General features: G+C 55.6%; 24 protein-coding genes and 1 pseudogene. 16 read left to right on the forward strand and 9 right to left on the reverse strand.

What is annotated here, in order from left to right; all coding sequences use genetic code 11:
* Positions 1 to 69 precede the first annotated feature (69 nt).
* Entirely contained in the window at positions 70 to 846 is a 777-nt protein-coding gene (locus NSJP_RS16540; protein ID WP_080887956.1) for a class I SAM-dependent methyltransferase, read from the reverse strand.
* 208 nt (positions 847 to 1054) lie between these two features.
* Between NSJP_RS16540 and NSJP_RS16545 the strand changes: the two genes are divergently transcribed.
* The 5 genes from NSJP_RS16545 to NSJP_RS16565 all read left to right on the forward strand — a co-directional run bounded on the left by NSJP_RS16545 (position 1055) and on the right by NSJP_RS16565 (position 5216).
* Positions 1055 to 1444: a VOC family protein gene (locus NSJP_RS16545; RefSeq protein ID WP_080887957.1), complete on the forward strand. Its 390-nt coding sequence runs from the start codon at positions 1055 to 1057 to the stop codon at positions 1442 to 1444.
* Positions 1445 to 1577: 133 nt separating this feature from the next.
* Complete coding sequence (locus NSJP_RS16550; protein WP_080887958.1) at positions 1578 to 2108, forward strand: dihydrofolate reductase family protein; 531 nt, start codon at positions 1578 to 1580, stop codon at positions 2106 to 2108.
* 552 nt (positions 2109 to 2660) lie between these two features.
* On the forward strand, positions 2661 to 3494 hold the full coding sequence (locus NSJP_RS16555; RefSeq protein ID WP_080887959.1) for an SdiA-regulated/phytase-like domain-containing protein: 834 nt from the start codon (positions 2661 to 2663) through the stop codon (positions 3492 to 3494).
* Positions 3495 to 3707: 213 nt separating this feature from the next.
* On the forward strand, positions 3708 to 4736 hold the full coding sequence (locus tag NSJP_RS16560) for a methyltransferase (RefSeq protein WP_080887960.1): 1029 nt from the start codon (positions 3708 to 3710) through the stop codon (positions 4734 to 4736).
* A gap of 180 nt (positions 4737 to 4916) precedes the next feature.
* On the forward strand, positions 4917 to 5216 hold the full coding sequence (locus tag NSJP_RS16565; protein WP_080887961.1) for a YdhR family protein: 300 nt from the start codon (positions 4917 to 4919) through the stop codon (positions 5214 to 5216).
* Here the strand turns inward: NSJP_RS16565 and NSJP_RS19775 are convergent.
* The gene (locus tag NSJP_RS19775) at positions 5213 to 5497 is read right to left on the reverse strand and encodes a hypothetical protein (RefSeq protein ID WP_231989415.1); all 285 of its coding nucleotides are present in this window, start codon (positions 5495 to 5497) and stop codon (positions 5213 to 5215) included. The two genes, NSJP_RS16565 and NSJP_RS19775, sit on opposite strands and share 4 nt — an antisense overlap.
* 51 nt (positions 5498 to 5548) lie before the next feature.
* Positions 5549 to 5926: pseudogene (locus NSJP_RS20165) on the reverse strand (transposase); the annotation flags it as partial.
* 288 nt (positions 5927 to 6214) lie between these two features.
* Between NSJP_RS20165 and NSJP_RS16575 the strand changes: the two are divergent.
* Both NSJP_RS16575 and NSJP_RS16580 read left to right on the forward strand, forming a co-directional pair.
* Entirely contained in the window at positions 6215 to 7030 is an 816-nt protein-coding gene (locus tag NSJP_RS16575; protein WP_231989416.1) for a hypothetical protein, read from the forward strand.
* A 104-nt stretch (positions 7031 to 7134) separates the two neighbouring features.
* A complete protein-coding gene (locus NSJP_RS16580) occupies positions 7135 to 7893 on the forward strand; it encodes a hypothetical protein (protein WP_080887964.1) in 759 nt (252 codons plus the stop codon).
* A gap of 137 nt (positions 7894 to 8030) precedes the next feature.
* Here the strand turns inward: NSJP_RS16580 and NSJP_RS16585 are convergent, their stop codons facing one another.
* The gene (locus tag NSJP_RS16585) at positions 8031 to 8378 is read right to left on the reverse strand and encodes a hypothetical protein (protein ID WP_080887966.1); all 348 of its coding nucleotides are present in this window, start codon (positions 8376 to 8378) and stop codon (positions 8031 to 8033) included.
* A gap of 481 nt (positions 8379 to 8859) precedes the next feature.
* Between NSJP_RS16585 and NSJP_RS16590 the strand changes: the two genes are divergently transcribed.
* The 3 genes from NSJP_RS16590 to NSJP_RS16600 all read left to right on the forward strand — a co-directional run bounded on the left by NSJP_RS16590 (position 8860) and on the right by NSJP_RS16600 (position 12863).
* Complete coding sequence (locus tag NSJP_RS16590; protein ID WP_155970330.1) at positions 8860 to 10365, forward strand: sigma-54-dependent Fis family transcriptional regulator; 1506 nt, start codon at positions 8860 to 8862, stop codon at positions 10363 to 10365.
* Between the two features lie 355 nt (positions 10366 to 10720).
* Positions 10721 to 11644, forward strand: coding sequence for a hypothetical protein (locus tag NSJP_RS16595; protein ID WP_080887969.1), 924 nt, complete (start codon positions 10721 to 10723; stop codon positions 11642 to 11644).
* A 94-nt stretch (positions 11645 to 11738) separates the two neighbouring features.
* Complete coding sequence (locus NSJP_RS16600; protein WP_080887970.1) at positions 11739 to 12863, forward strand: FecR domain-containing protein; 1125 nt, start codon at positions 11739 to 11741, stop codon at positions 12861 to 12863.
* On the opposite strand, the gene NSJP_RS16605 is transcribed toward NSJP_RS16600, so the two are convergent.
* Positions 12808 to 14679, reverse strand: a complete 1872-nt coding sequence (locus tag NSJP_RS16605; RefSeq protein ID WP_080887971.1) for a CHASE2 domain-containing protein — start codon at positions 14677 to 14679, stop codon at positions 12808 to 12810. The two genes, NSJP_RS16600 and NSJP_RS16605, sit on opposite strands and share 56 nt — an antisense overlap.
* Positions 14680 to 14825: 146 nt before the next feature.
* On the opposite strand from NSJP_RS16605, the gene NSJP_RS16610 reads away from it, so the two are divergent.
* Positions 14826 to 15170: a hypothetical protein gene (locus NSJP_RS16610; RefSeq protein WP_080887972.1), complete on the forward strand. Its 345-nt coding sequence runs from the start codon at positions 14826 to 14828 to the stop codon at positions 15168 to 15170.
* Between the two features lie 59 nt (positions 15171 to 15229).
* Here the strand turns inward: NSJP_RS16610 and NSJP_RS16615 are convergent, their stop codons facing one another.
* Positions 15230 to 15769, reverse strand: coding sequence for a DUF4136 domain-containing protein (locus NSJP_RS16615; RefSeq protein ID WP_172834410.1), 540 nt, complete (start codon positions 15767 to 15769; stop codon positions 15230 to 15232).
* 201 nt (positions 15770 to 15970) lie between these two features.
* On the opposite strand from NSJP_RS16615, the gene NSJP_RS16620 reads away from it, so the two are divergent.
* The 3 genes from NSJP_RS16620 (at position 15971) to NSJP_RS16630 (ending at position 17341) form a co-directional block, all read left to right on the forward strand.
* Positions 15971 to 16318 carry a 4Fe-4S dicluster domain-containing protein gene (locus tag NSJP_RS16620; RefSeq protein ID WP_080887974.1) on the forward strand — a complete coding sequence of 116 codons (348 nt, stop codon included), beginning with the start codon at positions 15971 to 15973 and terminating at the stop codon, positions 16316 to 16318.
* Between the two features lie 67 nt (positions 16319 to 16385).
* Positions 16386 to 16688, forward strand: a complete 303-nt coding sequence (locus tag NSJP_RS16625; RefSeq protein WP_080887975.1) for a hypothetical protein — start codon at positions 16386 to 16388, stop codon at positions 16686 to 16688.
* 92 nt (positions 16689 to 16780) lie between these two features.
* On the forward strand, positions 16781 to 17341 hold the full coding sequence (locus NSJP_RS16630) for a lipocalin family protein (RefSeq protein WP_080887976.1): 561 nt from the start codon (positions 16781 to 16783) through the stop codon (positions 17339 to 17341).
* An 87-nt stretch (positions 17342 to 17428) separates the two neighbouring features.
* On the opposite strand, the gene NSJP_RS16635 is transcribed toward NSJP_RS16630, so the two are convergent.
* Positions 17429 to 18151: a class I SAM-dependent methyltransferase gene (locus NSJP_RS16635; protein WP_080887977.1), complete on the reverse strand. Its 723-nt coding sequence runs from the start codon at positions 18149 to 18151 to the stop codon at positions 17429 to 17431.
* A gap of 125 nt (positions 18152 to 18276) precedes the next feature.
* Positions 18277 to 18480 carry a hypothetical protein gene (locus tag NSJP_RS16640; protein WP_080887978.1) on the reverse strand — a complete coding sequence of 68 codons (204 nt, stop codon included), beginning with the start codon at positions 18478 to 18480 and terminating at the stop codon, positions 18277 to 18279.
* Positions 18481 to 18700: 220 nt separating this feature from the next.
* On the opposite strand from NSJP_RS16640, the gene NSJP_RS16645 reads away from it, so the two are divergent.
* Both NSJP_RS16645 and NSJP_RS16650 read left to right on the forward strand, forming a co-directional pair.
* Complete coding sequence (locus NSJP_RS16645; protein WP_080887979.1) at positions 18701 to 19126, forward strand: FKBP-type peptidyl-prolyl cis-trans isomerase; 426 nt, start codon at positions 18701 to 18703, stop codon at positions 19124 to 19126.
* A 331-nt stretch (positions 19127 to 19457) separates the two neighbouring features.
* On the forward strand, positions 19458 to 21152 hold the full coding sequence (locus tag NSJP_RS16650; RefSeq protein ID WP_172834411.1) for an MASE1 domain-containing protein: 1695 nt from the start codon (positions 19458 to 19460) through the stop codon (positions 21150 to 21152).
* Here NSJP_RS16650 and NSJP_RS16655 read toward each other — a convergent pair.
* Complete coding sequence (locus NSJP_RS16655) at positions 21149 to 21673, reverse strand: Slp family lipoprotein (RefSeq protein ID WP_080887981.1); 525 nt, start codon at positions 21671 to 21673, stop codon at positions 21149 to 21151. The genes NSJP_RS16650 and NSJP_RS16655 overlap by 4 nt on opposite strands.
* Between the last annotated feature and the right edge of the window lie 44 nt (positions 21674 to 21717).

Raw genomic sequence — 21717 nt, forward strand, 5'->3', positions numbered from 1 at the left:
AACTATCAACCCCCAAACACTCCCTTGCTTTCGCGGCGCACCGTGCCGCCCCGATAGGTGCTGCACTCCTCACGGTTTCCATCCGGACAGCACGCAGCGCTGAGCGACCAGCGGGACGAAGCTCGGGACATCCTCCGACACTGCTGTCATGACCGTATCAGCCAGTCGGGGGTCCTCAAAGCACTCGTACACGTCGTCGAGAAATCCCCCGCGCAACAACGGATCATGCAAAAAGGCCTGTCCGTGACCAGCCACGACTTCCAAGGGATATTCGCTGACGACAATGCGTTCGAAGCCGAGCTTGTGCAGCCAGCCACGACCTTCTTCAGCAGACGGTCGTTCAGCGATATAGGCTTCAAGCCGACGTCGTTCGGTGCGTAACTGCCGCACCGCCATTTCCTGATCAACTCGCCGCCACAGCGAATCGAACGTGCCAAGCGATGGAAACGTCACGACGATTTGCCCGCCCGGTTTCAGGTGTGCTGACAAACCCTCGAGCGTCGCAAAGCGATCGGGACGGAAGAACATGACCGACAGGTTCCCAGTGATTCGATCGAAACTGGGCAGGTTTGCTGGCAGCGAGCGCACATCAAGACACTGGAAACTTAACCACCGGAGCTGATCCCCTTGAATCATCCTCGCACTCGCCACCTGACGCGCATTGACATCGATCCCCAGCACCTGTCCGGAAGGACCGACATGCTCGGCAAGATAGAAGGCAGGAATTCCGTGCCCCGAAGCCACATCCAAAATCGTCGCTCCTGTAAACAGATCCAGGTGCTTGAGCAACGATTCGGCGAACGGCGTCGACCAGTAATCATGCTTGGGAAGAGACCACGCCCCCATGGCAGCCCTTTCATAATGATCCGGATAGGTGAGAGCCGGCTCGTAACGAAGGTTTCAACGATATGCAGAGGATGCGCCTATGCATGCCTGCGATGCAACAGATTCGCGGAGGGGAAGATAAAGGGGTCCAGCCTGAAAGACGCTCAATGCCTGTCCTCTACTCCTTCCTTACCTTGCTCAGTGGTCCGGTTTAATTTAATCTGCCGTGATGGGACGACGATACGATCATGTTGATGTAAGAGTGCGTAGTCTGAACAAGGTCCGTGAATTTTACAGGACCATCTTGCCGGCGCTCGGATTCACGCACAAGGTAGACCTCGATGGCTGGCTACAGTTCGAAGCCGCCGATCATGTCGAGGCGAGGGAGTTTTTCGGCGTCACGGAATCCGCCAGCCATGTTCCGAACGAGTGCCGCATTGCGTTCTGGGCCGAGAGCACAAACGAGGTCGACAGGCTTGCAGATATCGTTATCCGAGCAGGTGCTCGCAATGTCGAAGGCCCTGGTTACGATGAAGGCCTAGGATACTACGCGGTCTTTTTCGAAGATCCCGATGGCAATCACCTTGAGATTTGCCATCGAGAAGAAGGATCCAGATGACTGTACCCGAGACAAGAAAAGGGGACAGACAAGAAAAGGGGACAGGCTAGTTTTTCAGCAGCATCGGACGACGAACCATCAGAAATAAGAAGCCTGTCCCCTTTTTAGCCCCAGTTAAGGAAAGGAAGTCGGTATGGCTAAGCTCGTGTTCGGAATGAACCAGTCCCTGGATGGCTACGTCGATCATATGGCGTTTGCGCCAGGCCCCACCCTCTTCCGCCACTTCATCGAGGAGGCTCAGGGGCAGGCAGGCAGTGTGTACGGGCGCCACATGTATGAAATCATGCGTTACTGGGACGACGATCATCCTGAATGGAGTGCAGATGAACATGCCTTCGCGGCGGCGTGGCGGAACCAGCCGAAATGGGTCGTCTCGCGCTCGTTGAAGTCGGTCGGCCCGAACGCCAGGCTTGTTGGGGATGATATTGAGGGCGCGATCCGCAAGCTGAAGGTCGAGTGCGACGGGGAGATCGAGGTTGCCGGGCCGAACTTGGCGCGAAGCCTCACCGAACTTGGCCTGATCGATGAGTATCGCATCTACCTGCACCCCGTCGTACTTGGTCACGGCAAGCCGTATTTCGCGGGACCCCGGCCGCGACTTCGCCTTATGACGAATGATCGGATGGGCGAAGATGTGATCAGATTGACCTACGTTCCTGCGTAGCCAAGAAAAAAGGGTTGGACGCCGACGCGATGATTGAGCATTTCGCGGCGGTAAGCCGCCCGGCGGTATGAAGCCTATCTTCTCAGCTAGTTTGATCACAGTATGGAAAACGGATGTTTATCCGACTGCATACAATCTGGGCCGCGAGTGGTACGGCCAATCGCAGAGGGATGGAGAGAGCAATAGAGGTGAGCAATAGCAAATCATGGAGACCAATCGTTCCGCGCATGTGCCTCATCAAATCCATCATTGTCGCCTCTAACTCCCTGCGGCTGACCGAACGAGGTCCTGCTGCCTTTCTCTCCCGCACCCTCTGTTCTGTGCGGTCACTCAGTACGTCGACGGCATGCAGAAAAGGTTCATGTGGAGTTGGTGAGTCTTTTCTTGACAGCAAAATGCTGGTTTCGAAGACAAGAAAAGGGGACAGGCTACTTTTGTAACTCCTTGGTTATTTGAAAAACGGAGTCAGGAACTATTTTCCGGCGCATGGCCGCTCGCGTCTTCTCCGTGAACTAGACGTGATGGACGAGAAAAACTAGAATAGCCACACTTGTGAGCCGAAAACTCGAACTGATTCGTGAGGAAAAGCTCTTCCGCCTTCTACCGGGCAGGACGAAGCATAGCCGGCTGGAAGCGAGCGGAGTCGCACTCGTCGACGACACCACTGCGCTAGTTGTGTTCGACAATCTCAATCAGGTGGCGCGGATCAATCTTTCCCTCAAGCACCACGCGACTAACACGCTTCTACCCGCCCCAAGCTTAGGATCGGGATTCGAGGACATCAGCATCGACCAACGACACCGTAGAGTGTTCTGTCAGGTCGAGTCAGTGGAGGACTTCGATGGGCTGCTCCGAGGATTTGTGGCTGAATATGATGAAGGCGCGCGCTTCATCCGCTGTACCCGGCTGCCTTCCCCGCTGACAAAGCACAACAAGGGCTTCGAAGGTCTCGCCCACATGTGGCGCGGCCGCAGGGAATACCTGTATGCGCTCTGTGAGGCCGGTCACAACGGCAAGGGTCGCATCGAAGTTTTCGTTCGCGCCCGGGATGGTGGCTGGAAGGCCTCGCACCGGATCCTACTGCCCCCAAAGGCTGAGTTCGAGGACTATGCGGCTCTCGCATATCGCGACCGCCGGCTTGCCGTGGTCTCGCAGGCCTCCGCCCGCCTGTGGGTCGCTCAGATCGATGAAAAGGCCCGAGCAGTGACGCCTGAGTCGGAGGCCGTCTACCGCTTCCCTAGCAAGAGCTATGGCAACGTTGAAGGCATTGCGTGGCTCGACCGGCACACCCTTGTGGCTGTCTCCGACCGGAAGAAAAAACGGCAGCCCGGTCGTTGCTCAGACAAGGATCAAAGCATCCATCTTTTTCGGATCCCCGCGAGATAGCCGCGCCATCACATACAAGCGTCCTCAGAAAACGCTGCGCTAGCGCCCGGACGCCGAAAACTTCCTCATCGCCGCCGCCGGCCATCCCCGCCGGCAATCGGATCCGACTCCCCTCTCCGCTCAGCAAACGTATAGATACGCTTCTGCCATTGCGCTACACTGTCGGACCTACGCGCATAAATGTGCTGGGCCGTCACATCGGAGACTATCACCATGCCTGCTACTTCCGTCAGTCACGCAGCAATTCCACCTCATGCGCAACTGGTGCAAATGGCCACGGCGCATTGGGTATCTCATATCCTCTATGTTGCCGCCAAGCTGAGTCTCGCCGACCACCTGGCTAGCGGACCGAAGCGCGTTGACGAATTGGCAACGGCCACGAAAACCCACGCGCATTCTCTCGGCCGATTGCTGCGAACACTCGCACACCTCGGACTCGTTACGGAACACGGAACCCAATTCACCTTGACACCGCTCGGTGAAGCGCTCAAGACCGGCGCTCCGGGCGGAGCTCGTTCGGCAACGCTCACGCTGGCGAGTCCGTGGATGACGGGCGGATGGGAACGCTTGATGGAATCGGTTCAGACCGGAAGATCCGGCTTGGAACAAGCCCTGGGCATGCCTATTTTTGACTGGCTGGCCCAGCACCCCGATGAGGCTTCACTCTTCAGCGAGACGATGGTCAGTTTCCATGGCGCCGAACCCGCGGCGGTGGCCGCTGCGTACGATTTCGCCAACATGACGGCGATCGTCGATGTCGGCGGAGCGACCGGCAATCTGTTGGCAGCCATTTTGGACAAGTATCACGGATCACGCGGCATTTTGTACGACCTTCCACATGTCGTGCGTGATGCCCCAAAATTAATTCAGGCACGCGGTCTTGCTGATCGCGTCACCGTCATGCCCGGCAGTTTCTTTGAGCGAGTGCCTGAAGGAGGAGATGCGTACCTGCTCTCACACATCATTCACGATTGGAGCGAGGAGCAGTGCCTCACGATCCTAGGCCATTGTCGGCGCGTCATGAAGCCGACCGCCCGTGTGTTGATTATCGAGATGGTGTTACCGGCCGGCAACGTCCAGCACCCGGGAAAGATGCTCGACATGATGATGCTCGTCGGACCAGGCGGCCAGGAACGAACTGAACCTGAATATGGCACCCTGCTGAATAAAGCGGGACTTCGACTGACCAAAGTCGTACCGACGGATTCAGCGGTGAGTGTCGTAGAGGCCATGATCAAATAGACCAATCACCGACGCGGTGAGTCAGCACATGAAGACGCCTAGCGAGGACGCGCGCCAGACCGACGCGCTCCTCATGCCGCCGCCGACCGCTCCCGCAAGCAGTCTTATCAGACGACTTGATCACGATCACATCCAACTTCCAATTCATCCTCGTTTCGCTAGTCTAGAGGGGAGGTTCCTATGATCGCTGTCATGGTGCGGTTCCAGTACGACACGGAATTCAACGAGGCACATCTACAGCAGATCGCCGAAGGGGCTCGCAGCAAGTTTCAAGGCATGCCGGGTCTTCGGTCTAAGGCCTTTACCGTTGATGCAGCCAGGCGCCAAGCTCTCAACTTTTACATGTGGGAGTCAGAAGACGCGGCACGGAAGTTTTTCTCGCCTCAAATGATTGATGCGGTCGCTAAAATCTACGGCGTTCGGCCGAGTATCGATTATCTGAAGCTTGCCACTCTCGTTGAAAACCCGTCATCGGTTTAGGAGAGAGAAACGGGGCCAAGATAAGGGACAGGCTTCTTTTCCGCCGTCTTCGACGGCCGTCCCCGTCTCCGCAAGGTTGATTCCAACCCTAGTGCGGCAGCCGTAGCCGTTTGCCACGCCTCTTCCCCGAACCGTTGCTGTCGATTGACGCAGAGGCGTAGTTTCGTGAGTTCGTGCTCGAAGAGCGGCTGATCAATCCATTCAAGCCAATTCTTCGGCGTCTCGATGGGTATCGGATCGCTGAGCTGCGGGAACCGCAAGCTGGACCACGGCCAATCCATCACGCAGTCCGCAAGCCCCGATCGGACCGGATTACGCAGTACATACCTCATGACAGTGAGAAGATGCGCATCTTGCTGGATCGGGAAACTCTTGAACCTCCCCTGCCACACATGTCCATGCGTTCGATAATGTCGGTGATATCGCCGTACATGGCTGGTCATCCACCACTGCATGGACGAACTGAGAACCGCTTCAGCGGCCGGCTGCACAACCACATGGAAATGGTTGGGCATGACGCACACGCTCAGAACCTTGACGGGGAATTTCTCTCTTGCCCGAGCAAGCAACGCGAAGAAAGCGGAATAGTCACCATCTTTGTGAAAGACCGCCGTCCCACCATTTCCTCGATTTAAAACGTGATAGGCATATCCACCCACTTGTCCACGCGGGATTCGAGGCATGGAGGCGGACAGTATGGCAACCACCATTTTCGATGCAAGACAAAGTAGCCTGTCCCCTTTTTGAGCCTCTTGTCCCCTTTTTGAGCCTGTGGCTCGCTACCACTTTTATTTAGAACCTTTCTCTGACGGCTTCGACAAACCAGTAGTAGCGACAGCCGAGCATTCAATAGAAGACCTATGGTCCGGTCTCGGCTATACGGAGTTGACAGTATTCGCATGGCGCAGTCATATCATTTCCTGCAGCAGATAGTAGGAGCTGACTCCGTAGATCGCTCCGACTCATTGAAGGGCAGCTATCTAATGAGGGAGGCGGACATGCACGAAGAATCACGCAAACAATCGGACCGTGATCAATCCTTGTCGAGGCGAGGATTGCTTATAAGGGCTGGGTTAATGAGTGTTGGAGCTTTGCAAGGATCCGGTCTTGTGAATGGTTTGACCTCAGACGGGCTGGCAGAGGAACACCAGGACTGGGTGTACCGGGTCCAACGATCTCAGGATTCACCAAGCATGGGTGAATTGATGAATATTCTTAGAACTCAACCGGGCGGGGCTGATGCCCTTGAAAAGGCTCGTCGTGGAGGGGCCAATATTCCAGGAGAAAATCCGAGCTACCCGAAATTGGGGAAAAGTCCCGATCCTGTTCCGTCTCCGAACTTTTCGGTGAAATTTTCATTGGGGCACCTGAAGGAAGGAGAAAATCTGATGAGGTTTCAGCAGGTATCCATTCTGGAGAATGGAACCGTCAGGCTTCTCAAAAGTATGGATAACGGAAACTTTACGCCCTCAGGTTTTGGGGCCTCAGGCACGCCTGAGGTCTTTATTCAATTTAGACCGCCTGCCGACGGATGGTATCTCTTTAATCTGCGAGGTGTAATTGACGCCTATTGGCAAGTGTCCGCCGCGCTCAGATGGAGTTACTCGCTCTCGGGCGCCGAGCCTATCCAAACATGGACATATGGAAAGAGTCGTCAGCCAGGCATCCGATCGTTCCCCGCAGTGTTTTGGTATAGCCCGACCAGCGCTCCCACCTCACCCCCCAGATTGCAGTTTTCCTTATCAGAGACCTATCTTGACTTTGTGGATGCAATGGTGGCTTGGATTCCATATGTTTCGCAGTCCAAGAAGTAGGAGTCACAGACGCTGAAGAGATCGGAGCCCTTGCGCATTTCTCTTGAACATCGTCATAGCACGCAGACATTGATGACGAACGACCACGAAGAAAGGAGCCCACGATGAACCAGGTTCCTCTAATGACTACCGATGAACACGCGCAAATGTCCCGTCGAACGTTTTTCAGAAAAGCCGGCTTGATTGGGATTGGGGTATCGTTGATGGACCTGGCACCCAAGGTCTTGTTACCAAGCGCCCGAGCAGAGAGAACACTCGCATCGAGTTCTCAGTCAGATCCGCAAACGACGCAATCCAGACTCAGGACTCGCACAGAGTTATTGACGATTCTCCAAGGTCACCCCGGTGGGGCTCAGGCTATTGAGACAGCGCGTAGGCGAGGAGCAAACTTCTCTCTGGGAACCAATCCGACCCAACCACCACAGGTGCAGGGCACCCCACCCGTGACTTTATTTAGCTTCTCACTTTTGCTTGTTCCGGGACAATTGCAAGTAGGACAGAGCTGGGTCATGTTTCATGTGGTGGACATCCTCAAGAATTCGGCGATAAATCTCCGCGTTTCCAGCACCAAGTCATGGGCTTCCTTTCAAATCGATTTCCCTAAGAATGGCTGGTATCTATTGAACATTGAAGGACTTCAAACTTCTGGTGGAGCTATTTCAGCCAGGTTGGTCAAGAACGAGCAAGGCGGGCCAATAGTTCAAACGTGGTCGTACCCGTCCGTTCCCGGTACGAGCGAGCAAAAACCCATTCACCGATCGTTCCCTGCAATGTTTGAATACACAGGAGGAACAAAGGGTGCGATCTTATATCTCGATAATGGCAGTTTTTCCTTTGTGCAATTTAGTGCAGAATCCCTTTAGGCTAAATACACGAGGTTGAATGGCGCAAGAAAAGGGGACAGGCTACTTTTCTAAGTGCTCAATCCCCTACCCGCACTCGGACTTCGACGCGATGATTCTGCATCGCCGCAGCGCTTGAGAGAAGCCAGCTTGTCCAATTACCGATCCCGTCGAAAGATGATCGTTGAGGCGTTTTGCATCCGCTGTCCATTTTCAGATTTTCCCGTATACGTGATGGTTCCCCCTGAAAAGATTGCACCGGCAGGACACTTCTGTGCCCCGAGTGTCACATCTGTTAACTGAACGGCTTTCGTCTTGAGCCTGCCCCTCTGATCAGGCAGCAAATTTTGTTCTTCTGCAACTTTATCGAGCGCAATGTTTGTGGTGATACGGCCCGCTATACAGGTGTAGTGCCCTGAACCTCCTACACTCGTATAAGAAATGCCGCTGTCATGATCTTCGGCAATCAATGTCAATTGAATATTCTGCCCCTCCTGGACTTGCACGGTCTGACCACTTCGTGTAACCCGGCTATCCGCTATCCCCCATTGGATCGCAGGCGGATTCGTATCGGCATTGCGGGGGTCCGCTGATTTGCACGCTGACCCCAGAAGCGAACATGCACACAGGCACGCACACCATCGAATCACTCTAGACGATGCCATTCCTAAGCTCATCCTGGCTTTCTCCTCCCTCACTGAGAACATCTTCCCTACGCAATAAGGACAAACGAAAACCTCTCCACCTGGGATGAGGTTATAGCGCCAGACTTCCATATAAGACAACAAAAGAGACAGGATAGTTTTCTACACTGCTTCCCTGCTAGGAGCATCGTATGCGATCCGCTTTCTTGCTTTACAGCCTAGTCGAGTGACTGGCCTATGGAACGTCCAAAAGACTGGACGATGGGATTGTGAGTGAAAATTGCCGCTGATAGAATACCCCCCAAGAGTCCTGCCCGCTTCATCACCGCGTGTGGTTTGCTTGATGGATCCTTCATTTCGGCCCTCTCGAGAACAACTTTCGGCACTGTTGGCCATCAGTCGTCTTCTGACCTCCTCGGTCGATCTTCCGTCCCTACTCAAACTGATTGTCACCTCGGTGACAGAACTTCTTGAATGTGAAGCGAGCAGTCTGTTCTTGATCGATGCAACAGGCGAACAACTCATACTCAGCGTAGTGACAGGCCCGGTCGGCGGTGAAATCAAGGAACTTCGCATCGACGTTGGTGAAGGCATCGCAGGATGGGTTGCGAAGAATCGAAAGAGTCTGATCGTCAATGACGCCAAGCATGATCCCCGGTTTTCTCCAGCTGTGGACAAAGCAACAGGGTTTCAAACCCGTTCAATTCTTGCCGTGCCTTTGATGGATCACGGACAAATTGTGGGCGTGCTTGAAATACTCAACACGGCCAAGGCCAAACAGTTCGATCAATCGGATGTGGACCTTTTGTCGGCGTTTGGGTCATACGCCTCCGTGGCATTGAGGAATGCCGGGTTATTGGCCACGATGCGAGAGGAAAGCCAGATACTCAAGGGGTCGGCAGACGAACGGTATCGGACACTGATTGTGGAAAGCCCTCGTATGCATGAGGTAGTGGACACGTTACGAAGAGCAGCCCGGAGCAATAGCACGGTATTGTTGCTGGGAGAAAGCGGCGTGGGAAAGGAAATCCTGGCTCGATCCGTCCATAACTGGAGTCCTCGGGCGAGTAAACCATTTGTGGCCGTCAACTGTGTTGCATTGTCGGATCAATTGCTTGAAAGCGAATTGTTCGGGCACGAGAAAGGCGCCTTTACCGGCGCCCACCAACAAAAGAAGGGCTTGTTGGAGGTCGCTCAAGGCGGAACGATCTTTCTCGATGAAATTGGCGATATGAAGCCGAATCTGCAGGCGAAGTGGCTTCGCGTCTTGCAAGACCGGGAATTTGATCGTGTAGGAGGGACACAACCCATCAGAGTGGACGTTCGGGTCATCGCAGCAACAAATCAAGACCTGAAGGAGGCCATCAAAGACGGCCGATTTCGGAAAGACTTGTTCTTTCGCTTGAACGTCGTCACCGTGACGACTCCGCCTCTGCGTGAGCGACGGGATGACATTCCAGCGCTTGCGAGGTTTTTTGTTGGCCGGTATGCCAAAGACATGAAGCGTCCACACGTGTCCATTGATCCAAAGGCCATTGAAGCGCTGCGTCAATATGACTGGCCAGGAAACGTGCGCGAACTGGCCAACGTCATCGAACGAGCGGTGGTTCTCGCAAGCCGGGATGTTATTTCTGTGGATGACTTGACCCTCGAGGCAATGGAGCCGAATGCCCGACCCACGGAAGAACTGATGGACCTTCCGTTCCACAAGTCGGTCGAGCACTTTAAACGCATGCGGTTACAAACGGCTATTGCCAAAACCAGGGGAAGCAAAACCAAAGCTGCTCAGGCTCTCCAGCTTCAGCCGACCTACCTCTCTCGCCTATGCAAGCAAATGGGAATTTCATAATCTGCGACGTGACCCCGTGGCTCAAGGAATTGATACCCGCCAATTCCATGATGGAACCTTATCTGATTTCGTAAGATATTATCTGTTCGGATAGTCATACAGACACCTCGCCGCTGGCTTCTCTGATCTCACCCCTCGGCTCTGATCCTTCTCAGATGACCAGACTTCATCCGGTGATTCGGTGATTTGATGTGGGATTCTCCATTGAATCCCACTCCTTCCCCTATGCTCCTTGTTCCAACTCACCATCAATGAATGTTTGCTCGTGCTGACGTTGTGCGAGTGGCATGGCAGTTGCGCATAGGACGAAGCAACTGCAGCAGAAGGCTCAGCATTCTAACCAGGAGGGATTGCCATGAAGACACTTGCCAACATGAATGTGGTTTCGAGAAAAACGCAGCAGGGACTGGTCAAGAAGTTCACGAGACCGGCCCAGTTGGTTTTTGTATTGGGGGTGGGATTGAACTTGTTGGGGTGTGGAGATGGGGGCGACGGCGCAGTTTCTGCACAACAGGGAACAGGCACGGCTTTCGTTGCGCCGACCGTGTTCCAGGCTGCCGGACCAACCGTTGCCTCGATTCAAAACACCGTCGATCAGTACAGGACTGCTCTGGGAGCAACAAACAATGGCAATACGCCCGGGCCGCTTCCCACGAACAGTGGTCACCGTGAAATCAATTGGGACGGTGGAGGCGTCGATACGACAACGGCGCCAGTCACGCCATTCACCACATTCCTGAATACGCGCGGCGCCCAGTTCACCACGCCGGGCACAGGGCTTTCGCAGGCTCCCCCTTCTGGCGGGCCCCAAGGCGGCCTGGCGACGCTCTTCAACAATCCAAGCTACGGCACCATCTATAACACGTTTAGCCCTTTGCGACTGTTCACTCCAGTGGACAGCAATATCACCGAGGCGCTGTTCTTCGTACCAGGTTCCAATGGAACTGTGCCGGCAAAGGTCAGCGGTTTCGGCATCGTGTTCACGGACGTTGACCTGCCCGACGGGAGCGGGCCTAGCAATACGAACGGAGGCCGCAAGGCCAGCACCCAAATCGAGTGCTTCGGCATCAATGGAGAGCTCCTCTTCAGTAATGTTGCTCCGGCCTCGCCGGGAGATGGAAACCTTTCCTTCATCGGTATCGTCTTTGCCGACGCGCGAATCGCCAAAGTCCGGATCACGAGCGGCGATGCCGCGCCAGGGCCCAATGACGATGGGACACATGACATCGTCATGATGGATGACGTCCTTTATGGCGAACCGCAGCCAATACACCCGTAACCGATGTCGGCATGCCCCACGGGATCGATTGATCTTGTGGGGCATTCGCTCTAATAATAGAGGCAGCTTGCGGTACTCTATCAAGGAGATTGCCATGGCTGTCGCCGCGTCACGCTGGGCCGGATCCGGGTTTCTCCGATGCCCATTCCATGTATCGTGGAGGACGCTCGCAGCGATCATTGTGTGCACGTGGAGCCTGGCAATCTCTGGACAGGTCTTCGGCGGTGAGTCCGCACCCGCGATCCTCGGCGTGTTGGCCGGAGAGGTCACGATTATCCCGCCGGAAGGAGGGGACGCGAAGCCGGTATCAAACGGCATGACCGTCGCCGTCGGGACTAGAGTACAGACGGGCAAGAAGTCCACCGCGCTGGTCACGTTCCTGGACGGGAGCACCCTCACGGTCCAGCCCGAATCAGATGTTGCAATCAAGCAAGCGGACATCGGCAAGACACGAGCGCGTGTGACCGTCGGAGTCAACGTGGGCACCGTCTGGGCCCGCATTGTCAAACTCGTCGACCCGGAATCGTCGTTCTCTTTGCAGTCGAACACGGCGACGGCGACCGTGCATGACGGTTTGATCGGCTCCCGTCAAGAGCCGGACAACACCTTCACGTGCTGGACCAGAGCCGGCGATCTCTGGGTGCTCGAACCCACCGGCCGTGTCAGGGCCATATTGAAACCGGGTCAGATGGAGACAGTGAAGGCCGGGGCCCCAGCGAACCCGCAGGCGTTTTTTTCCAATCACAGCGCCTTGCGGATCGAGACACCGGTCTCCGTACTGCCGGTCATCCTGATGCCGGACCGAGCCAGGATGGCGGGCTTTACCGACCCGGACACGGACGTGAACCAGGTTTTCGGGTCCTATACAGGGCTGGACGGCGAAGGCCATCGGGTGGTGGAAGTGCCAGCGGGCGTGCCGGGACCCTTTACCCTGATTCTTCAGGGAGAACAGGACGGGCCGTTTCTGATCCGCATCGGTGCGCTCTACAAGGGCGTGCCTGTCGACCAACATCAAGTGAGTGGCACATTGCAACGGGGCGCTCGGCTCGCGGCCCAGCTCACACCGCAGCTGGAAGGCATGACCAACGACGCAAAAACCGCAAAGGTGTCGGGCGTCATGATCGGACCGCTGGAATCCACGAACATGCAGCTCCCCGGCAAGGTCAGAGTTTCGGAGAATCCTTCAACACATCCTGCTCCAGCAGCTCATAGACCCTGATGGGCTCGTCACGCCCTCTCAGCGTCACCTGATCGATCGGCCGATAGACGAACCGGTCCCCCGCGGCATTCCGCGTAGCGTCGGTCGTCAGCACGTGCGTGCCAAATTCCTTGTTTAGGTTTTGCAGGCGAGAAGCGACATTCACTGCATCTCCGATGACTGTGTAGGCCAGCCGTTCCCGCGAACCCATGTTCCCGACCACCATGGGACCGGTATTGATGCCCACCCCGATATCCAGAGGCGGTAGGCCGTGCTGCGACCACGATGACCGAAGTCCGTCGATCTCGCGGACCATGTCGAGTGCCGCCTGACAGGCAAGAGCCGCATGATCCGGCTGCTCTCGAGGAGCATTCCAGAAGGCCATGACTTCGTCTCCAATATATTTGTCAAGCACACCGTCGTGACGGAAGATGATATCCGTCATGGCCGTCATGAAATCGTTCATGAAGGACACCACGAGGTGCGGCTCCATGGAGCGAGACAGCGTTGTGAATCCACGAAGGTCGCAGAACAGCACCGTCATGACCCTGGTTTCTCCTCCGAGCGTGACCTGTCCCGGCTGTTGCAGCACCCACTGGCTGATCGAAGGCGAGAGATAGCGGGACATCAGGTCCTGAACCAGTTGCCGTTGACCCTGCTCGAAAAAAATCCGGTAGCCTTGAGTGGCCGTGAACCCCAGGAGCACCGCAGCTGGCGGATAGACCATATTGAGGAGCAGACCTCTATCGAACGACATGCTGGCGCCGACGAGATAGAGGAACAACGATGCCGCCAGGCCGCTAATTCCGTTAAGCGGGCGCGCGGCGACGGCAAAGATGGCCCCCGTCAATGCGGCGGCATAGATCAGTAAGACGGTCGTCGTCCGGGACGAGGGCAGCAAATATCGTTCAGCGAGTAATGTGTCGACGGCGCTCGCCTGGACTTCTACACCCCACATGCGGGTCGTGGATGTCGTCGGCGTGGCAAACTCATCAATACCGCGAATGGTCAGACCCAGCAGCACGATCTTGTCCCGGACGAGACTCTCGTCGAATGATCCGTTGATGACGTCCACAAACGGTATGATCGGAAAGCCTCTGCTCACCCCTGGAGATGACGGCGGACCGGAATAATTGATCAGCATCCGTCCGTTGTCGAGCACCGGGATCGTCCTGCCGGCTGCATAGATTGTGGCGCTCGTGGGGTCTTGATCCAGTATATTGGCTCGTCGGATGAAGCGGGAGATGATCGCAAGCGAAAGGGAAGGAATCACCTCCTCGCCCGACTCCAGCACGAGCGGAAGGCTACGGACGACGGTATCACGATCCGTCGTGACATTGACGGATCCCTCGGCCACGGCCGCGGCCGCAATGCGCGGCGTAGCCCGGACGAAGACGTCAAAGACCTGGACGACGCCAGGGCGGGGGTGAAAGACGCCCGGGCCCTGGCCCTCCACGGGAAAGACGACGTTGCCGGCGCGCGAGATGGCGTCAATCAGGCCGGAGTCCTCCGCTCCGGGAGCATCGAAAAACAGGTCGAGGGCAATGACACGGGCGCCTGCAGACCGCAACCGGTCGACCGCCTGTGCATAGAGCGCCCGCGACCATCCAACGAGAGGCCCGTGTCGGGGCAGCAGCTCTCGATAGCTCCGTTGGTCGATGCCGACGATCACAATGGATCCGGAGAAACTTTCGTTCTGATCGGTGAACAGAAAGTCGGTGCCGCGCAATTGAGCGTTGGCGAATAGCCCACTGAGAAACGCACCGGTTAAGAGACTCCCCACCAGGAGCGAGAGAAAGGCAGCGACGGCAAATTGCTTCAGGCTGGGTGCTGGCATCGCGCCATTTTAGAAAACCAGCCCCGTCCGATCAATCGGGGGACTTGATCGGTTCAACCGTCTCAGCTAGAAGACGATGCTTCCGCAAGCTATAGATGGATAAAAACCTGAGTAATTGGCCCCCAGATGAAAGGAGCAGAAGACAGATGATCACTCACCTTTCAGCACAAGCTTCAACGATCGGGTCGGCCCTGCTTGCCGGGTGCGTCCTTGTCATGCCAATGGCGCTGGCATCGGCAAAAAGCAGCAAGTCGTCCGTGGTGGTTGTGGACGCCACACAGGGGCCGGTGCCGTCAGTACAGGCAGAAGCCGTCCGCTTAAAACAGGCTGGCGCTGAGTCGGTCCATGTCAAACTGGAGAACATTTCCGAACTTCACGATCCCCAACTCATTCCGCTTATCGAAGGCGAAGTGCAGGATATGCTCGCGAAAAATGGCTTCTCGCCAAAACAGATCTCATTCGAGCGGTGTCCCAAGAGCTGCCCTCGTTAGGAAACGGCATCGCGTGACGGAACATGGATTCCTTCGCGCCGGCGTGAGGACGAGTGGGCTTATCGCTTCTTGGCAGGAGGATACTTGGTAAACGCTTCCGCGACTCCGTCCTTGACGAGCTGCATATTCTCCTCCGATTCACTCTCCAGTGTGCTCACGATCCTGGCACGCCACACCAATTCATTCTTGGAGGATTCCGCCAGGTCCACAACCAATGTCCCCTCCTCATAATCATAGGTGGTCACACCACCGCCATAATACCCGGCACGCCAGCCGTATCGTGGCCCATAGGGGCCGGTGCTCTCGATTTGCTGTTTCTCTTTCACACCGACCCACAAATGCACCAATAGGTCAGGACGAGCGTCCAGGCCTACCCGATGCAGACCTTTTGCGGTCATCTGTTCAGCCACCACCCCTTCGATCTGCTTCCGAAGAATCGCATTATTCAGCAGACCTCCCTGATCCGTGTCTGTCAGACCAGTGAACGCAAACGTGCGAAACGCGGTAAAGTCGGCCGTCGGATCCGACGTGGTCTGAACATTCGGCCCGGTACAGCCTGCGGCCGCCAAGAGCCACACACAGACGATCAAGATTCTCATAGTATTGGTCTCCATTGACGAGGGGTCGCGCGACGCATGATCGCAGAACATGTCAATTCATGCAAATAGTCGCTCATGCGGGAAGATAACGGAGCCGCTTGAATCGCCGAACCAGCGCAGCGGATAATAGCTTTGGACCGACCGGCGCCTGTGGCCGGCCATCTATTTATTTATCTTGTTGAGATAAAGGAGGCGAGCGTCATGGCATTACTGATCACCGCCGAATGTATCAACTGCGGAGCCTGTCTGCCGGAATGTCCGAACGAGGCCATCTTCGAGAATCGCAGCGACGCGGAAGCGAAGGGGCATCATGTGGGCGACGATCAGGGAGTGGGAGACGGCATCTATGTGATTACCCATGATCGCTGCACCGAGTGTGTCGGCCATTTTGACGAACCTCAATGCGCGGCGGTCTGTCCAGTCGACAACTGCTGCATCTCCGATCCTGCCTACCCGGAAACAACGGATGTCTTGCTGGAAAAGGCAAAGACACTCAATCCTGACAAAGCCATCGATCCGGCAAAAGTGTGGAGCGGCGTGCGGAACTGATCCCGGCTGAAGTACGAAGCGAAGAACCTCTACCTTTCTTGCTTTGGCAGAACCGGAACGATCAGTCATGGCTGATAAAATTCCAAAAGTGATTTCAAGTGCTACCGTCATCAAAGCGTTGGCCAAGGTTTTTGCGTTCCAAGCCATCGAAATCAACCTATTACGGTTGCATGCAGGAATATCCGATGCCAAATGGAAGGCGCTCAAGACCGAAGCCTTCAAGAAAACGTACGCGAAGCAACGCTCCTTTTATGAAGATCGCTTGATGGGTGCGTTCGCTTTGGAGCGTATTTCACAGTCTGAACGTGAGACAAGACTCCTGGAACTCTGGCTCAAACAGAGTGAGGATTCCCCTAAAGACGAACCCTGAACCAGTGCTCTCACCATGAGAGCACTGGCCTTTCCTGTCAGTGCCGTGTCTCCCGTGTCACAGCCCGTGCAAAGGAGATTCGAAGATCGTTCATGAGGACTCTCCAATCGCTCGGGATCGGCTGCATCTTTCTCGCGGTTGCTGCTTGCGGCGGCATCGAGCACCGGGAACCCCTCACGACGGTGGCGACGGTCGATCTATCCCGATATGCCGGTACCTGGCATGAAATTGCGCGGCTGCCCATGTGGTTTCAGCGGCACTGCGTGGATTCAAAAGCGATCTACACGAGTCGTCCCGACGGCACGGTCGGCGTGCACAACGAATGTACGACTGATTCCGGCGGACTTGATCAAGCGGACGGTGTGGCGACCGTAGTCGATCACAATACGAATGCCCGTCTCGCCGTGGTCTTCGACAATTTCTTCTCGCGGCTCTTCGGTTCCTCACGTCAAGGCAACTACTGGATTCTCGATCTTGATCCCGACTATCGCGTTGCGATGGTGGGCACGCCTGATCGCCGATATCTCTGGATCTTGTCTCGTACACCTGACCTTGACGAACCCGCTTACGAGCACCTCGTCGCAAAGGCTCAAGGGCTTGGGTTTCCCGTCGGGGACCTCATCCGGACGAGACGTCCCCTCCATAACCCGTAATCCGTTTCGCGGGAACGCAGAAAGAGGAGCGATTGGGGCAAGAAATGCTAAGGAGAAAGAGGGCCCACGGGAACGTGCAGCCTCTGCTCAAGCCGTCGCTTCCATATATAAGGATTGTGGCTTGTACTCAGAGCCGTCCTCTTTGACCTCGAGGCCGAACGACTGCCAGTCAGGGATCGCGCTGTTATTGAAGCTCCGCACTCGAATATTGCCAAAGCCATTCTCTCGAAGCAGGTGAGCCAGGTTGCATTGGTCATACATCCATTGATGGGTCTCCCCTCTCGCGCGCGCATCTCCTAAGAGAAGATTTTCAAGCGCTCTCCGGAGGAACGGCTGGTGTCTCGTCCCATACGCCTCTCTTCGAACCATTTGTTCAATCATCTCTGAAACGTATCGTTCATGATCGCAAGCCGAACTGGGATCGTCCTTGACCTGTGCGACATGCTGCAAATAGGCACGAGCCAAATACTCCAAGTCCGGGACCACAATTCGGTGAATGCCGCCGGAAACCAAGACTCGTTTGACTTCCTGCAAAAATACAGGAGCCTTGCTCCGGTCTATATGTTCGAACATATGGGAATGGTACACCGCATCGACGCTGCGATCGTGAAACGGCAAGCCCTTCCGAATGTCATGAACCAGAATTGAGCGGTCCAACCCGCGAAGCTTGTTTCGCCTGTCCTCGCCCAGAACGATGGGCGAGCACAATCTAAAAAAATAGTTACTCTTGATCGTCAGATAAATCGACCAATCGATATTGATCGCCTTCGGGCTGGTCTTGGTGCCGCAACCTAAATTTAAGACCTTCATAAAGATCTCATCATTCTCTTACCGGTTGAGGGGTCGCTTGGCGCTTCCGACACTGTGACCGGCTTCAGGAATGCGAAGACGCCCGACAGCGTCTTGGTCGATTGCCACGGGACAAGCTCGTCCGATCAATAACGCCCAGGCTGGCTCCGGCTATACGGATCCATGCTTGAAGCCGGCGGACGTTCGTCGAAACGATACTGGCCCGACTGCGGCGACCGCATATCGAGATTGTGCGAGGGGCGATTTCGATCGGATGGATCATTGGCACAGCCAATGATCATGGCACCGGCCATGAGGGTCAACGAGAGCGTGCAGAGAATGCGAATCATGCTGGACCTCCTTCGTCATGTGGAGTTACTTCATCTTGCCATATCACTCCACGACCCCGATAGTGTTGATGGTGACGGACAAGATAAAGGGACAACTCGTCCCATACAGATGGTGCAATAGCCCTGCCTAGGGGTTTGAACAGTGGGATAGATAGTGTGCGCTGCGTACAATCCACTTTAACCATCACAATCCACTGCATGCTCAGAGGAGGGTTTACTCATGACTGAAGCCGCATCACATGGAAAAGTGATCTCCCTGGAGTACACCGTCAAGCTGGAAGACGGCCAACTGGTGGACACGAATGTGGGACAAGACCCTCTGACCTACACGCAAGGCGCCAATCAGATTATCCGGGGCGTCGAGGCGGCAGTGGAGGGCATGGAGATCGGACAAACCAAACAGGCTATTGTGCCTCCAACGGAAGGCTATGGCGATCGAGACCCAAACGCAGTCCATGAAGTGCCAAAAGAGAAGGTGCCTCAGGAAGCCAAGGTCGGCACCATGCTGCATGGGAAAGATTCGAGCGGCCGTAAGATCCAACCGACTGTATCGGCAATCAAGGACGATACAGTGATTCTAGACTTCAACCATCCGCTTGCGGGCAAGACCCTTCACTTCGATCTGAAGGTGCTGAACATCAGCTGATTGGAAGTGAGTCAGCGCACAACTCCGATTTGTTCCCTGACAAGTCGGACTCATTCTTACGGTTTCGCACAGTGTTCATACACGTATTTTGTGACTCCCATTCAACTCAACCCTCTTGCTTTGCTGACTCCGCAGTCCTAAGATTTGGTGCCGCGTAGACAGCCGAGCACGGATACGGGCCTCATTTCTGTTTAGGGTGAAGGCACCTATGCTCGCCATCGAGCAAGCATTATCCGGAACGCGTACCTCTCATCCCCTACCTCGTATTCGGCCTCTCCCCCATTCTGTGGTTGGTTTGTCCCTTCTGCACACAGGGAGTCGCACCCAGATCGTGGTCCTGTTGTGCAGTCTTGTCGCAGGCTATGTTCTCGCCGGAAAGCTTGGCCTTCAACTGGCGACTTTTCATCCCAGTGCCACTCCGGTATGGCCTCCTACTGGAATCAGTCTGGCGGCCTTTCTTCTGCTGGGATATGGGGTGTGGCCGGCGATTTTTCTCGGAGCGTTTACGGTCAATGTCACCACGGCTGGTTCGATTGTCTCCTCTCTCGGAATCGCGACTGGAAATACCCTGGAGGGGCTCGTCGGCGCCTATCTGATCAACCGATTGGCGAACGGTCGCAAACTGTTCGAGCAACAAGGCGATACGCTGAGGTTTGTGCTTCTGGCGGCTCTGATCAGCACCACCGTGAGCGCAACGTTCGGAGTCACCACGCTCTCCCTGGGAGGGTATGCAGCCTGGGAAAAGTATCGTGTGATTTGGACGACCTGGTGGCTCGGCGATGCCGTTGGCGCGCTCATCGTCACCCCGGCAATCATTCTCTGGGCATTGGAGCCGTCGCTCAATTGGGATCGCATCCGACTGCTGGAAATAGGCCTCTCAATCTCGCTGCTCTGCTTCGTCACATCGATTGTGTTTCAGAGCAGCCAGGCAATGACCGGTCCTAACTATCCGCTCGCCTTCCTTACTCTCTCTATCTTGATATGGGTGGCGGTCCGGCTAGGGCCTCGTGAGACCGTCACCGCCATTCTGCTGTGTGCTGGGATCGCCATCTGGGGCACGTTGCGAGGCTCCGGTCCCTTTGCCCGTATCGATCAACATGAAAGCTTGTTGCTGTTACAGGCTTTTATCGCCGTCATTGCCGTCACGGCATTGGTATTAGCCGTCGGCGTGTCCGAACGTCGACGCGCGGAACAGGATCTTGATGAGTTGAACCAAACCCTGGAACGAAGGATTCAGGATCGAACAAGCACCCTCCAAGCGACGGTCGAGCAGCTTCAAGAGTTCGATCGGCTGAAAAGTGCCTTTGTCGGCGTCGTCTCTCATGAATTACGGACCCCGCTGACCTCGATCATGATCCTTTCGGAGAACTTGCTGGGCGAACTGGCGGGTCCATTAAATGAGAAGCAGGCGCACTATGCCTCCCGAATCCAATTCAATGCAGACCGGCTCAGGCACATGTTGAATGAATTGCTGAACCTGTCAAAAATTGAATCCGGCAAGGTGGAGCTTCACCCAACGGCGCTGTCGCTTCACGAACTACTCGCCGAGGTCGTCGAAGTTTTACAGCCTCTCGCTCAGCAAAAGTCGATCGCAATGAACATAGCCTCCATGGAGAGTCTCCCCAACGTTCGCGCGGATCGGGACAAACTCTACGAGGTGCTCGCCAATTTACTCGAGAATGCGATTAAATTTACGCCATCGGGTGGCAGTGTTCATATCGGGGCAGAGGTCTTGGACGATCGGCATATCAGGATGAACGTCTCGGATACAGGGTGTGGCATCTCCGAAGAGCATCTCCCCAGGATCTTTGACAAGTTTTATCGGGTACAGCCGAACTCTGGGACCGGATCTGGCCTAGGGCTCGCCATTGCGAAAGGGCTCGTGGAGTTGCATGGGGGAACCCTTGGAGTGGAGAGCGTTCTAGGAAAAGGGACTGACTTCTACCTCACTCTCCCCTATACAACCTCTCCTTCCTTCCCCCGTGCAACAATAGACTCGACCGGCAGTCGGGATAGCCTAGCCTAGTGGACCGACAACGGGGAGGACGGAACGTACTGAGGATCGATATTCTCCCACACGTTGTGCTTTCCGCTGGTGTCCCAGCCTCGCATGTACAGCAGTAACAGCACCGGCTCGGTTTGGAATCGTTCAGCCGTCACTCGTCCGGCCACCGTGACGCGTCCCCAGTTTTGATAATTGGACGGAAGCTGTTTCTGCGGCACCGCGACCCAATATTCCCCGGCTTCCGGACCGCTCAGACTCGGCGGGCGATGAGGCTTGTAATCCTGATCGAGCGGGCGATTCTTGAGGTGCAGGAACACGTACTGTTCGTTCTGCTCCTCTTCGACAATGGTCCCTCCCAAGAGCACGACCTTTCCCACGTGGGCCGGCAGATCGGAACTCAGACTCGTCAGCGTGACGCTCGTATCGGCCATCCAGATATATCGCCGCGGCACGGAAGAACACCCGATCGCAACCACGACGCTGACAACTACGACGAGAGAGGAAGTCCATCGATAGAAACTGGTACGGGCGGTCATCGTCATGCTTCTCCTTGAGCGATGAAAAAAAGACGGCACATTCTAGTGAG

Source organism: Nitrospira japonica (genome assembly GCF_900169565.1).
GTDB lineage: Bacteria > Nitrospirota > Nitrospiria > Nitrospirales > Nitrospiraceae > Nitrospira_C > Nitrospira_C japonica_A.